The sequence below is a fragment of the Glutamicibacter nicotianae genome (genome assembly GCF_016907615.1).
GTDB classification, from domain to species: domain Bacteria; phylum Actinomycetota; class Actinomycetes; order Actinomycetales; family Micrococcaceae; genus Glutamicibacter; species Glutamicibacter nicotianae.
The window spans coordinates 1,173,097-1,185,570 of the sequence record NZ_JAFBCH010000001.1 but is presented as its reverse complement, the minus strand read 5'-3'; the positions used below and the strand labels follow the sequence as shown (position 1 = coordinate 1,185,570).

General features: G+C 63.0%; 14 protein-coding genes. 10 read left to right on the top strand and 4 right to left on the bottom strand.

Annotation, left to right across the window (positions count from 1 at the left end):
• Positions 1 to 20: 20 nt before the first annotated feature.
• Positions 21 to 926, top strand: a complete 906-nt coding sequence (locus tag JOE62_RS05805; RefSeq protein ID WP_204721079.1) for a LysR family transcriptional regulator — start codon at positions 21 to 23, stop codon at positions 924 to 926.
• 746 nt (positions 927 to 1,672) lie between these two features.
• Here the strand turns inward: JOE62_RS05805 and JOE62_RS16825 are convergent.
• The 4 genes from JOE62_RS16825 to JOE62_RS05790 all read right to left on the bottom strand — a co-directional run bounded on the left by JOE62_RS16825 (position 1,673) and on the right by JOE62_RS05790 (position 3,950).
• The gene (locus tag JOE62_RS16825) at positions 1,673 to 2,053 is read right to left on the bottom strand and encodes a GDCCVxC domain-containing (seleno)protein (RefSeq protein ID WP_476729779.1); all 381 of its coding nucleotides are present in this window, start codon (positions 2,051 to 2,053) and stop codon (positions 1,673 to 1,675) included.
• 63 nt (positions 2,054 to 2,116) lie between these two features.
• Positions 2,117 to 2,755: a vitamin K epoxide reductase family protein gene (locus JOE62_RS05800; protein WP_204721077.1), complete on the bottom strand. Its 639-nt coding sequence runs from the start codon at positions 2,753 to 2,755 to the stop codon at positions 2,117 to 2,119.
• A 30-nt stretch (positions 2,756 to 2,785) separates the two neighbouring features.
• Entirely contained in the window at positions 2,786 to 3,475 is a 690-nt protein-coding gene (locus tag JOE62_RS05795) for a thioredoxin domain-containing protein (RefSeq protein WP_204721075.1), read from the bottom strand.
• 142 nt (positions 3,476 to 3,617) lie between these two features.
• Positions 3,618 to 3,950 (bottom strand): ArsR/SmtB family transcription factor, encoded by a 333-nt coding sequence (locus JOE62_RS05790; RefSeq protein WP_161448679.1) that lies wholly within the window; start codon positions 3,948 to 3,950, stop codon positions 3,618 to 3,620.
• A 357-nt stretch (positions 3,951 to 4,307) separates the two neighbouring features.
• Between JOE62_RS05790 and JOE62_RS05785 the strand changes: the two genes are divergently transcribed.
• The 9 genes from JOE62_RS05785 (at position 4,308) to resB (ending at position 12,465) form a co-directional block, all read left to right on the top strand.
• Entirely contained in the window at positions 4,308 to 5,504 is a 1,197-nt protein-coding gene (locus JOE62_RS05785; RefSeq protein WP_204721073.1) for an IS110 family RNA-guided transposase, read from the top strand.
• Between the two features lie 163 nt (positions 5,505 to 5,667).
• Positions 5,668 to 6,051: an ArsR/SmtB family transcription factor gene (locus JOE62_RS05780; protein WP_161448522.1), complete on the top strand. Its 384-nt coding sequence runs from the start codon at positions 5,668 to 5,670 to the stop codon at positions 6,049 to 6,051.
• Positions 6,048 to 8,000, top strand: coding sequence for a heavy metal translocating P-type ATPase (locus JOE62_RS05775; protein WP_161448524.1), 1,953 nt, complete (start codon positions 6,048 to 6,050; stop codon positions 7,998 to 8,000). The genes JOE62_RS05780 and JOE62_RS05775 overlap by 4 nt, the downstream gene beginning before the upstream one ends.
• Positions 7,997 to 8,509: a signal peptidase II gene (lspA, locus tag JOE62_RS05770; protein WP_161448526.1), complete on the top strand. Its 513-nt coding sequence runs from the start codon at positions 7,997 to 7,999 to the stop codon at positions 8,507 to 8,509. The genes JOE62_RS05775 and lspA overlap by 4 nt, the downstream gene beginning before the upstream one ends.
• 104 nt (positions 8,510 to 8,613) lie before the next feature.
• A complete protein-coding gene (locus JOE62_RS05765) occupies positions 8,614 to 9,213 on the top strand; it encodes a cadmium resistance transporter (RefSeq protein WP_204721071.1) in 600 nt (199 codons plus the stop codon).
• Positions 9,214 to 9,425: 212 nt separating this feature from the next.
• Complete coding sequence (locus JOE62_RS16615; protein ID WP_338085754.1) at positions 9,426 to 9,554, top strand: hypothetical protein; 129 nt, start codon at positions 9,426 to 9,428, stop codon at positions 9,552 to 9,554.
• 45 nt (positions 9,555 to 9,599) lie between these two features.
• Positions 9,600 to 10,052, top strand: coding sequence for a TlpA family protein disulfide reductase (locus JOE62_RS05760; protein WP_338085753.1), 453 nt, complete (start codon positions 9,600 to 9,602; stop codon positions 10,050 to 10,052).
• Positions 10,052 to 10,846, top strand: a complete 795-nt coding sequence (locus JOE62_RS05755; RefSeq protein WP_161448532.1) for a cytochrome c biogenesis CcdA family protein — start codon at positions 10,052 to 10,054, stop codon at positions 10,844 to 10,846. Before JOE62_RS05760 ends, JOE62_RS05755 begins: the two co-directional genes overlap by 1 nt.
• A complete protein-coding gene (resB, locus tag JOE62_RS05750; RefSeq protein ID WP_204721069.1) occupies positions 10,846 to 12,465 on the top strand; it encodes a cytochrome c biogenesis protein ResB in 1,620 nt (539 codons plus the stop codon). Before JOE62_RS05755 ends, resB begins: the two co-directional genes overlap by 1 nt.
• Positions 12,466 to 12,474 lie beyond the last annotated feature (9 nt).

Sequence of the window (12,474 nt, the reverse complement as noted above, 5' to 3'; positions counted from 1 at the left end):
AACGATTTAGTATTTACTTCATGGAATTACATCAGTTGAGGATTCTGCGTGAACTCGCGGATTTGGGCAGCGTCAACGCCGTGGCGAAGGCCCTTTTTGTCTCACCCTCGGCAGTCTCGCAGCATTTGGCGCAACTGCAACGCAATTTCCCTGTGCCACTGACACAGAAGGACGGACGCAGGCTGGTCCTGACCACCGAGGGAAAACTGTTGGCCTCGGCCGCGGCGTCAGTCGCTTCGACCCTGGCCGAGGTGTCGGCGAGGATCCGCACCCAGAATCAAGAGCGGGACACACCCATTCGCATCGCGGGATTCCATTCCATTGGGCAGACCATTTTCGCCCCGTTGCTAACCTACCCGGAAGGCCAATTGCCCCCGCTGCGCTTTTCCGACGAAGATGTCTCGCAGCAGGATTTTCCGGCGCTGACCTCGACGTACGATTTGGTGCTGGCGCACCGGATGCCGCACACGGCCCCATGGCCCGAAGACCGAATCAGTGTTATACCTCTGGCTTTCGAACCGCTGGACGTGGCGATCCACCGAGATCATCTACTGGCCAAATTCGAGGAGCTCTCCCCCGAGCAGGTGATTGACGAGCCCTGGGTCGTTTCCCGCTCAGGGTACTCACCGGCCGACGTTCTGGAAACCATCGCCGCACTAGCCGGTAAAGCCCCGCGGATCGAGCACCGGGTCAACGATTACGCCACCGCCGGCGCCTTGGTTGAAGCCAGTGGTTGCCTAGGAATCCTACCGCGCTTCACTGCACGAAAGACTTTGGATGAAACGGTGACTTTACGACCAATCAAGGGATTGAATTCAGGGAGACAAATCGACCTTTTATTGAGAGCCGAACACTTGCATCGAATTACCATCATTGATGTCATCGAAGCGATCAGGAGCACCGTGAAACGCTTGGTCATCAACTGATTCAGCACCTCGGGCAACACGGTTCCAACTGTTCCCAATTCGCGGCTACCAAGCTCGCTTGATCGCGCAACACGCGCTCTCTCCGACTGCTGCACCTTGAACAGCAAAGCTCTCGCTCAGCATGCCTTGCATCAATTTTGTTCTAGACCGTGCGGCTGACGGTCTCCGGCTCCGTACCGACGGCCTCCCTTGGAATTCAGGTTCTGCAAGCCGGCCAGTTCGCTGTTTCGTTTCACTTTCCAAGCCCTGCGAAGGCAAGTGGCTGGCCACTCTGGCAGTGAATTGCCGAACAATCGGAACCCTCTTTAATCTATTTCGTTCATAGCCTCAGTTGTTGGCATATACCGGCTAGTCGACCGTCGGCAATGCAACTTCCAAACAGTGGAAACAGGCAACAGCCTGGCGGGCGTTTTCATCAGGACCGGGGCTTCAGGCCAAATGACCAGAGGGCTAGTCTCCGTAAAAGAGAGTGTCCAAGAATCAACATTTCCCACGAATAGCGCACGAGCGCCAGCGCACGATCGAGCAACAACAGAAGTTTCCTTCCCCAGAACCGATGTGGCGCCTTTCGCTCATTTCCCATGTCCCGCATAAGGCACCTTCACCGGGCATTTTCTCGGGCGGGGTATATGGGAATCTGAAATGTTTGAAAACTCGGAGTTTCAAAAATTAGCCCAGTCAAGAACACGTATGTCCCGTATGACGACCGGCTTACGGGACGGTTCCCAGCGATACGACTTTGAGTTTCAGCTCAATGCAGGATTCTTGAAAATGAACAGCATAAATGCCGAGAGGATGAAGTTCACAACCCCTACTGAATCGTCTTGCCCACGGAAAAGCTGTAAATTTTCTCTGGACCACGAAAGTAGTCTGTCACTTGATCTGAGAGTTTTCACGGGTAACGTCTTCAAGCCTCGTTTGCCGCAGCCCCCCCGTTCCTGCTGTTTGGGTGGGCAGAGAACCGTCCCATAGGAGCAGAAAACGCAGCAGTCCCCCACCTCTGGGCGCAGACGTTCCCCGCAGCCGGGGCATACCCAGAAAAACTGGCATGCGTCGGTCGGCATCTGAACTGCAGTGGCTACGCCGCACGACGGGCACGACACAACGGAGTTTAATTCGACGGACATCTCTTGACTCTCCATGGGTCGGTAGAAAATGCGGTTGACGGCCCCTGTTGCTTGGGTGACCGGTCAGCCGACGAAAGCGGGAAGGAATCGCAGAAAGACCGACCCTGCGACCAAGACGTAGACGATGGCCACGAGCGTTCCCGCCCACTCGGCCGCGAACCTGACCACGGCCCGGGGCGCGGGAATGACGCCGTGTACGAGGTTGCGGACCGTGAGCAAGATAAACAAGGGGATCATCGCCGCCCACACCACCATGCAGTACAAGCACAGGATGTAGATCTCAAAGAGGGCCTGGCTCCAAAGCCAGATGACGAACACCATTCCCAGGCTCACCCCGGCTTGTAGCCCGGTCCAGTACCAGCGCCCGGGGGCGGCTCCGGAGAGCACCATCATGGCGGTGGCCAGGATAAGGGCGAAGGCGACGATGCCGATCAACGGGTTAGGGAAGCCGAAGAGTTCCGACTGCCAGGTTCCCATGACCCGCCCGCAGGAAACCCAGGGGTTCACGTCGCAGCTGGTGATGTGGCCCGGGTTCTCATACAGGGCCAGGCGTTCTAGGACGAGGATGGCCGAGGCAACCCAGGCCACGGCCCCGGTGACCAGCAGCACGAGGCCGAACGTGCGCGGGCGGGCGAAGTGGGGCACCCGGATCGCCGGGTCCCGGGGGCCGGCTACGGGATCAGCGGTGGCCGGTGTGCTCATGGCGTCTTTCCTTGGCATGGAGGCAGCGGATCAGTTGGCGGCCGTCGCTGCGACGGCGGCCCTGAACTCATCCAGGCTCTGCACCGTGAGCATCTTTCCGTCGAGGAAGAATGTCGGGGTTCCGGTGACGCCCAGGGCCTTGCCGTCGTTGACGTCGAGCTTCACGCGTTCCTCGGTGGCGGGGTTGGCGACGGCGGCGTCGTAGGCGGCCATGTCCAGTCCCAGGTCTTCGGCATAGGTGCGGAACAGGGCGCTCTTGTTGTCGGCGGATTCGCCCCATTGGGCCTGGGTGTCGAACATCTTCTTATACATCTCCTCGTAGGCGTCCTGCTGCGCCGCGGACTCCACGGCCACGGCGGCGTTCATGGAATTCAGGTGTCCGGGCAGCGGGAAGTACCGCTGGACGAAGGTGACGTTCTCCGAGTAATCGGCGCGCAGCTCCTCGACGAACGGGTAGGCCGCACCGCAGGCCTCGCACTCGAAGTCCAGGAACTCCACCAGGACCGCCTTCTCATCCGGCGCCTGCGAAAGCACCCGACTGTTCTCCCGCACGACCTGTTGTTGGGCGGCGTCGGTGGCTTGGGGGGAAGCGGCCTTGGAGTTTCCCTGGGTAATGACGTAGCCGATGACGCCCGCGACAATGGCGGTCGCCAGCAGGATCCAGACCACGATCTTGGGCTTCTTCGGGGAGCGGGTGCTGGGAGGGATGGGGGTGCTCACGTGGTGTTCCGTTCTGTGGTCGGCATGCAACAGGGCAGGCCGGACGGGTGGGGAGTTTGGGGTGGGATGGTCGCAGCCGGGCGCGGATCTTCCATGCAGCGCGGCAAGGGGGAATGCAGTTCCCTGATGATCGGCGGTCCCATTACCGGCAGGTGCATCCTTCGGGGGTGCAACAATCCGGGTCTACGGTGAGGACGAGTTCCAGCAGATCCCCCAAGGCCGATCCGAGCCGTGGGTCGGCCAACCGGTACCAGGTGTTGCGGCCCTCCGGCTGGGCCGCCACCAGTCCGCATCCGCGCAGGCAGGTGAGTTGGTTCGACATCGACTGCCGGGAGACGCCCAGCTCTGTGGCCAGGTCAGAGGGCCTCGCGGGGGCGTCACGCAGGGCCAACAGGATCCGAGTGCGGATCCCGTCTGACAAGGCGTGCCCCAACTGCGTCAAGGCCGAGGTATGCGTGGGGGTTGCGCTTTTCATCAAACACCACGGTACATGATCCAATGTATAGTGATCAATTTCCGGGGTCGCTTGAAAGGCACTTCACTGGGCATATAGCATTCGGCCCAACTATGCCGAATGCCTTCACCCGTTATGTTGTTGACAGCCCCTAAAAGAGGATCATAGGGACTGTCGGCCGACCAATCTCGGCATGGTGTCTTGCCCCTGCTTATCCAATAGTCCGGGGGTGTTGCCACCGAGATTGGGATGGCAGCAGGGTGATTGCTAATTAGGGGCGCGGCGCCAAAATGGACGCCTGTCATAACGTGGATGTAAGACTTTGCTACCGACGGTTGGCCGACCTTGAACAGAAATTAGTTCAAAGGAGCACTAGTCATGATCACCACGGATGTCGACATTTTCCTCGGCCTCGACGTCGGGAAAACAGGCCACTGGGCCTGTGCCGTCACCAAAGACGGCACCAAAATCTGGAACAAGACCCTGCCCAACGACGAAGCCAAACTCACCGCTGTCTACGAAAATCTCAGTGCCAAGGGCACCGTTCTGGTGGTAGTGGATCAGCCAGCCACCATCGGCGCCCTGGCCGTCGCCGTCGCCCAGCACCTCGGCATTCCGGTGGCCTACCTGCCCGGACTCTCGATGTGGCGCATCGCAGACATGTATCCCGGCACGGCGAAAACCGACGAAAAAGACGCCTTCATCATCGCGGACTCTGCCCGCACCATGCCCCACACGCTGCGCAGCATTCAGCTCTCTGACGAGGACGAAGCCACCTTAGGCATGCTCACCGGATTCGACCTGGATCTAGCACGTCAGATCACCCAAACCAGCAACCGGATCCGCGGATTGTTCACCCAGATCCACCCGTCGCTGGAACGCGTTCTCGGCCCCTGGCTGGAGCATGACGCTGTGCTGGAGGTCCTCGCCTCCTGGCCGACACCGGCGCTGCTGAAGCATGCTGGCAAAGCGCGGATCGATGCGAAGCTGAAAAAGCACGGAGCCCGCCGGCACACCGCGTGGACCGGGGCTATTCTGGAAGCCTTGGACCAACAGAATGTTGTCGTGGTCGGCACCGATGCTGCTGGCCTGGTCCTCCCGCACCTGGCACGGCAGTTGATCTCATTGCATGCCCAGCGCGTGGACGTGGCCACGCATTTGGAGGCAATGGTGGAGGCCCACCCTCTTTACCCGGTCCTGACATCCATGCCCGGGGTCGCCGTCAGGACCGCCGCGATCATCATCGCCGAGACCTCCGGCAAGACCTTCGCCAGTGCCGCATCGCTGTCCTCTTACGCTGGGCTTGCGCCAAACACGCGCCAGTCTGGCACCTCGATCAAGTCCGAACGCGTCAGCCATTCCGGCAACAAACGCCTCAAGCGAGCGCTCTTCCTCTCGGCCTTCGCCTCGATCAGGTTCGACCCGACCAGCCGGGCCTACTACGACCGGAAACGTGCTCAAGGCAAACGCCATAACCAAGCACTCATCGCACTGGCCCACCGCCGGCTCACAGTCCTGTTCGCCATGATCCGTGACGGGTCACTCTATGACCTTCCAGAGCTGAAAATAGCTTGACTTTTACATAGGGGCACCCCCCGGGCAATTGCCTTGCAAGGCTGGCGGCGACTGCGCTATCTCGATCCCCGACGCTCCTGGCAATAGAGGTCAGGGGCGCGCTCTGGAGCCTCCACTGCGTGCATCAAACTCCACATATCGTAATTTACGATATGATCGATACATGACGATTGAATATAGAGGTGAGGACGGCTGCAAGGGGCTTGACCCGGCAGCCGCCCTGTTCCATTCCCTGGGCGATCCAGCCCGTCTCGCCATCGTCAAGCGGATGGCGCATGGCGAGGTGAGGGTCAGCCAGCTAACCCATGAGCTGGGGCTGGCCCAATCGACGGTGTCCACGCACGTGGCCTGCCTGCGGGACTGCGGACTCGTTGAGGGCCGCGCAGAGGGCCGCAGTGTTCACTACTCGCTGACGCGGCCCGAGCTCATGGACATGCTGGCCCAGGCCGAAGTTCTTCTCGCCGCAACCGGCAACGCGGTGAGCCTGTGCCCAACCTATGGCACCGCCGCCAGAGAAAACGACATCGCGAAGGAGAATGCCCGATGAGCGACGCCTGTGGTTGCAGCGACGAAACGACGCCCACCGACGGAACTGGCGAAGCGGAAGCGGAGGGCTTCTGGCAGGTGAGAGAGGTGCGAGCCGCCGCCGTGTCCGGGGTGCTGCTGCTGGCAGGCTGGATCATTTCCCTGGTCGGGGGCCCGCAGTGGTTGACCTTGCCGCTGGAAATCATCGCGCTGCTGGTCGCGGCCTGGACTTTCGTTCCCTCCACGCTGCGACGCTTGGCCAAGGGCAAGATCGGCGTCGGCACGCTGATGACGATCGCCGCGGTGGGCGCGGTGCTGCTGGGACAGATAGAGGAAGCGGCGATGCTCGCCTTCCTCTATGCCATCTCCGAAGGCCTGGAGGAATATTCCCTCGCCAAGACCCGGCGGGGTCTGCGCGCCCTGTTGGACCTCGTCCCGGCCGAGGCAACGGTGCTGCGCCACGGCGCGCAGCTCACCGTATCCCCGGCAGAACTCGTCCCCGGGGATCGGATGGTCGTGCGCCCGGGGGAACGGCTCGCCACGGATGGCAGGATCGTCACCGGGCGCACCTCCCTGGACACCTCGGCGTTGACCGGCGAATCGGTGCCGGTCGAAGCCGGTCCGGGAACCGAGGTTTGGGCCGGTTCCATCAATGGCACCGGCCCGCTGGAGGTCGAGGTCACCAGCACCGCGGAGAACAACTCGCTGGCGCGCATCGTGCACATCGTGGAGGCCGAACAGTCCCGCAAGGGCCCCGGCCAGCGCCTGGCCGACTCCATCGCCAAAAGACTGGTCCCGGGTATCCTCATCGTCGCGGGCCTGATCATCGTCTTCGGGTTCATCGTGGGGGAACCGGTGCTCTGGTTCGAACGCGCCCTGGTGGTGCTGGTCGCCGCCTCGCCCTGCGCGTTGGCGATCTCCGTGCCCGTCACCGTCGTGGCCTCCGTCGGTGCGGCCAGCCGCATTGGCGTGCTGATCAAGGGCGGCGGCGCGCTTGAAACCCTGGGCAGGATCCGCACCATCGCCTTGGACAAGACCGGCACGCTCACCCGCAACCAACCGGCCGTCATCGACGTCGCCACGGCCGGCTCGGCGACCCGGGCGCAGGTGCTGGCGCTGGCCGCCGGACTCGAAGAACGCAGCGAGCACCCGCTGGCGCGCGCCATCCTCGCCGCGACCCCGGACCGGGCCAACGTCACCGACGTGGACACGGTCCCCGGAGCCGGACTGGAAGGCCTGCTCAAGGGCCAAAGGGTGCGCCTGGGCCGCCCGGGGTGGATCGAACCTGGTGAACTGGCCGCTGATGTGGAGCGCATGCAACGGGCCGGTGCCACGGCGGTGCTGATTGAACAGGACGGCCAGGTAGTGGGAGCCGTGGCGGTCCGCGACGAGCTTCGCCCCGAAGCCCGCGAAGTCATCGCCCGGCTTACCCGGTCCGGCTACACGACAGTGATGCTCACCGGCGACAACACCATCACCGCCAACGCCCTGGGGAAGGACGCCGGCATCACCGAGGTCCACGCCGATCTGCGCCCCGAGGACAAGGCGGACATCATCCGCCGGCTCAAGGCGAACCGGCCCACCGCTATGGTCGGTGACGGCGTCAACGACGCCCCTGCCCTGGCCACGGCCGACACCGGCATCGCCATGGGTGCCATGGGCACCGACGTCGCCATCGAGACCGCCGATGTCGCACTGATGGGCGAGGACCTGAACCACCTGCCCCAGGTGCTGGACCACGCCCGGCGGACCCGCCGCATCATGCTGCAAAACGTCGGGCTGTCCCTGCTGTTGATCGCCCTCCTGATCCCGCTTGCCTTGTTCGGGATCCTCGGGTTGGCGGCCGTGGTCCTGATCCACGAGCTGGCCGAGATCCTTGTCATCGCCAACGGCGTGCGTGCCGGACGGATAGCACGGAAAAACCAGCTTGACGCCCGGCAGCCCGGCCCCGTGTTGGAGCCTGCGGCATGAGCGCGGCAGCCGAGCGGACCACAGGAGGGCGGTCCGGCCACTTCCGGTCCCGGTCCCGGACCGTGATGCTGGGCGGGGCGGCGTTGCTCGCCGCCACCGACCTTGTCTCGAAGTGGGTGGCGGAGAGAAACCTGACCGTGGGCGAGTCCCTGGGCCTGGGGCCGCTGGACATCAGGCTGTTTTACAACACCGGGGTGGCCTTCAGCCTCGGCGCATCCCTCCCGCCCTGGACAGTCGCGGCCGCGACCGGGCTGATTATCGCGGCCCTGTCCTGGTTCCTGCTGGCCTCCGAACCGGTCATGACCGGGCTCTCCCGCACGGGCGCGGCCCTGTTGCTCGGCGGCGCACTGGGGAACTTCATTGACCGGCTGGACGGGCGCGGGGTCGTGGACTTCCTGCACAGCGGATGGTTCCCCACCTTCAACCTCGCAGACGTCCTTGTCACCGCGGGTGCCGCCTTGATGGTCCTCGGGGCGTTCAGGCGCCAACCGGAAGAAAATCCCGGATAGTCCGTCCGACTCGCCCTGCCGCAATCCGGCGCAGCGCGGACAAAATACCGGTGGCGCCACCGGAGCCAGGCGGCGCCACCGATCCCCCACCCTGAAAGGACACCATGGATCTCATCCCCTCCATCCTGCAGGCCATCGGCCTGTTCATGGCCACCAACATCGACGACATCATCGTGCTCTCATTGTTCTTCGCCCGCGGTGCCGGACAGCGCGGGACAACGGCCCGGATCCTGGCGGGCCAGTATCTCGGCTTTGGCGGAATCCTCGCCACGGCCGTCCTCGTGGCGCTAGGCGCGGGGGTATTCCTCCCTCCCCAGGCGATCCCCTACTTCGGCCTCATCCCCCTGTTCCTCGGCCTGTGGGCGGCATGGCGAGCCTGGCGGGCAGCCGACGACGACGATGATGCCAAAGTCGCTGGCAAGAACGTGGGGGTATTGACTGTCGCGGCTGTCACCTTCGCCAACGGCGGGGACAACATCGGGGTCTATGTTCCGGTTTTCCTCAGCGTGGGACCGACCGCCGTGGTGGCATACTGCATCGCCTTCCTCGCACTGGTTGCAGTTCTCGTGGTGCTGGCCAAGTTCATTGCCACGCGCCGGCCGATTGCCGAGGTCCTGGAACGCTGGGAGCACGTCCTGTTCCCGATCGTCCTCATCGGCCTCGGGGTGTTCATCCTCGTCGAGGGAGGGGCCTTTGGACTCTAACAAGTCCACCTCCGGCAAGGACAGGGCCGGCACGCTTTCGTCACCGCAATCCCCGAACCCCGAAACCGAACTGGAACAGATTGCCAAATAACCCCAGCAATCCACGGTGGGGACGGTGCCGGTAACACCGGAACCCGCCTCGCAGTCCGCAATGTATATACCCAGCGTGGACCTCTTGGCCAACGCTGCGAACATCCCAGGAGCTAGAAATCATGACCGACCCCCTTCCGTCCCCCTTGAAGCATGCGGGACGCCGCACCTTCCTGCGAGTCGCTGCCCTGGCCGCCGCCGCACTGCCCTTGGCCGCATGCTCCGGTGGCGAGGACTCCCTGGCCAAGTAGGCGCGGGAGGGAAACAACAAGAACTACATTGCCGGTGACGGCTCGGTGGAGGAATACGGTCCGGAATCCCGCACCGCACCGGTCAAGATCAGCGCGGTGGCCTACGACGGAACCACCATTGATTCGGCCACCTGGGTGGGCCAGGCAACGGTGCTGAACTTCTGGTACGCGGCATGTGCACCGTGCCGGATCGAGGCCCCGCACTTGGTGGAACTCAGCAGCCAATATGAGGGCAAGGTCGAGTTCATTGGCATCAATGTGCGCGACGAAAAGGAGGCCGCCGAGGCATTCGAACGCACCTTCGGCATCACCTACCCCTCGGTGCAGGACACCCAGGGCGCGATCCAGCTGGCCATGACCCAGTACGTTCCGTTGCAAGCGGTGCCCACCACCCTGGTGCTGGATAGGCAGGGCAGGGTCGCGGCACGCATTCTGGGTGCTGCAGAAAAAAGTACGCTCAAGGCCCTGATCGATACCGCCCTCACCGAGGCCCTGTGATGCTTTCATCGCTCGTTGCTTCCCTCGCAATTCCTGCACAGGGGGGCAACCAGTTTGCAGAGATTGTGCAGGACGGTTCGCTGATCCTCGCGGTCCCCGTGGCCATCCTTGCGGGACTGGTCTCCTTCCTGTCCCCGTGCGTGCTGCCCTTGGTGCCTGGCTACCTGGGTTACGTCACCGGCCTGTCCGGCGCCGACCTCGCCGAACAGAAGCGTGGTCGCATGGTCGCGGGCATTGGGCTGTTCATCCTCGGTTTCACTGCCGTCTTTGTCCTGGCGGGCGTGGTCTTTTCACAGATCGCCGTCTGGATGAGATTCGAAGGTTCTTGGGTCACCCAACTCCTGGGCGTGCTGGTGATCCTCATGGGAGTGGTGTTCATGGGCGGTTTCTCGTTCATGCAACGCGATGCGAAGATCCACCGCAAACCGCCCGCAGGACTCTGGGGTGCCCCGGTTCTCGGTGTCACCTTCGGCCTGGGCTGGGCACCGTGCATTGGGCCCACGCTGGCGGCAGTCCTTGCGATGAGCACAGGCATTGATCCCAACCCCGCCAAGGGCGCCTTGTTGACGTTCTTCTACTGCATGGGCTTGGGCCTGCCGTTTGTTTTCATCGCACTTGGTCTGCGCCGCGGAATGGGCACCATGAAGTTCTTCCGCCGGCACCAGCTGGCGATCATGCGCTTCGGCGGCGGCATGTTAATACTGCTGGGACTCCTGATGGCCACCGGTCTGTGGGGTTCGTGGGTCACGCAATTGCAGGACTGGTTCACCAACGAGGTCAGGTTGCCCATCTAATGGCGAAAAAAGTTTCTAAAAAAGACATTGCGGTCCCGGCCCTCGGGTTCCTTGGGATGCTCCGCTGGGCCTGGACCCAGCTCACCAGCATGCGCACCGCACTCTTCCTGCTGCTGCTCCTGGCGGTGGCGGCGGTGCCCGGCTCGCTCTTTCCCCAGCGCTCGGTGAACCCGGAGCAGGTGACCACCTATCTGGCCAACAAGCCGGTGCTTGGCCAGTGGCTTGACCGCTTCCAGCTCTTTGATGTCTATTCCTCGGTGTGGTTCTCGGCGATCTACCTGCTGCTGTTCATCTCCCTGATCGGGTGCATCCTGCCCCGGGTCAAGAAGCACGCCCAGGCGCTGCGAACCCCGCCGCCACGGACGCCTTCGCGGCTGGACCGCCTGCCGCAGAATGGAGCCATCCGGATCCAGCCGGCCTCCGAGTCCGGTCTCAGCGACGCGCAAATCGCCAGGGAAGCCGCGGCGCTCTTGAAGAAACGCGGATACCGCTCCGAAGCCCGCACCGAGGGGGCCAACCCGTCGGTCGGCGCGGAACGGGGATACACCCGGGAAATCGGCAACCTCCTGTTCCACACGTCTCTGGTGGGACTCCTGGCCTCGGTGGGTATCGGTGGGGCGTTTGGCTACAACGGGCAGCACCTGTTGGTCGAGGGGGACACGTTCGTCAACTCCCTGGTGTCCTACGACGCTTTCACGCCCGGCACTTGGTTCCAGGAAGACTCCTTGGACCCCTACTCGGTGAAGCTCGAGAAGTTCAACGTCACCTTCGACCGCGAATCGACCACGCACTTCGGCCAGCCCCTCGATTTCACCGCCGAGGTCGAAACCCGTCGCAGCCCCGGTGCGGAACCCCAGCAGGAAACGATCCGAGTCAACCACCCGCTGCGCATCGATGGCGCGGACATGTACCTGGTCGGCAACGGCTACGCACCGGTGGTCACCGTACGTGACGGCAACGGTGACGTTGTCTTCAGCGGCCCGGTGGTCTCCGTGCCGCAGGATGGCATGTACACCTCCCTGATGGTCATCAAGGCCCCCGATGCGAAGCCGGACCAGCTGGGGTTCCAGGGATTTCTGCTGCCCACCGCGATGACGGACGAGACAGGGTTCGCGATTTCCGGGGACCCGAACGCCATTAACCCGCAGCTCCAGCTGAATTCCTACTATGGGGACCTGGGGCTGGATGACGGCATGCCGCAAAACGTCTACGTGCTGGAAACCGACCGGCTCACCGAGATGAACAACCGCCACCTCGAGGCCGGCGGCATCGTGCTAGGTGCCGGGCAGACCTACGAATTGCCCGACGGCAAGGGAAGCATTTCCTTTGACGGACTCAAGCGCTATATCGGCGTGGACATCGCCTACGACCCGAGCAGGCGCCCCGTCGCGGTCTTTGCAGCCCTTTCACTGTTGGGATTGGGCATCTCGCTCTTCACCCCGCGTCGCCGTGCTTGGGTGAAAATCAAGACCTCCGTTGACGGCTCGGGCCGTGAAGAGCGGGTCATCGAATACGGATTGCTGGCCCGCGGAGAAGACCACGGACTTAAATCCGAGGCCAAGGAGCTGCGCAAGCTCCTTGAACAGCAGTGGCCCGCCGTTGAGCGAGCCGGAGTCTAGGAGACCGAA

Excerpts from the sequence above, each read along its gene's own strand:
- JOE62_RS05780 (WP_161448522.1), top strand. The coding sequence starts at position 5,668 with ATGACGATTGAATATAGAGGTGAGGACGGCTGCAAGGGGCTTGACCCG.
- JOE62_RS05765 (WP_204721071.1), top strand. The coding sequence starts at position 8,614 with ATGGATCTCATCCCCTCCATCCTGCAGGCCATCGGCCTGTTCATGGCC.
- JOE62_RS05790 (WP_161448679.1), bottom strand. The coding sequence starts at position 3,950 with ATGAAAAGCGCAACCCCCACGCATACCTCGGCCTTGACGCAGTTGGGG.
- lspA (WP_161448526.1), top strand. The coding sequence starts at position 7,997 with ATGAGCGCGGCAGCCGAGCGGACCACAGGAGGGCGGTCCGGCCACTTC.
- JOE62_RS05755 (WP_161448532.1), top strand. The coding sequence starts at position 10,052 with ATGCTTTCATCGCTCGTTGCTTCCCTCGCAATTCCTGCACAGGGGGGC.
- JOE62_RS05775 (WP_161448524.1), top strand. The coding sequence starts at position 6,048 with ATGAGCGACGCCTGTGGTTGCAGCGACGAAACGACGCCCACCGACGGA.
- JOE62_RS16615 (WP_338085754.1), top strand. The coding sequence starts at position 9,426 with ATGACCGACCCCCTTCCGTCCCCCTTGAAGCATGCGGGACGCCGCACC.
- JOE62_RS05785 (WP_204721073.1), top strand. The coding sequence starts at position 4,308 with ATGATCACCACGGATGTCGACATTTTCCTCGGCCTCGACGTCGGGAAA.
- JOE62_RS05805 (WP_204721079.1), top strand. The coding sequence starts at position 21 with ATGGAATTACATCAGTTGAGGATTCTGCGTGAACTCGCGGATTTGGGC.
- JOE62_RS05800 (WP_204721077.1), bottom strand. The coding sequence starts at position 2,755 with ATGAGCACACCGGCCACCGCTGATCCCGTAGCCGGCCCCCGGGACCCG.
- resB (WP_204721069.1), top strand. The coding sequence starts at position 10,846 with ATGGCGAAAAAAGTTTCTAAAAAAGACATTGCGGTCCCGGCCCTCGGG.
- JOE62_RS16825 (WP_476729779.1), bottom strand. The coding sequence starts at position 2,053 with ATGTCCGTCGAATTAAACTCCGTTGTGTCGTGCCCGTCGTGCGGCGTA.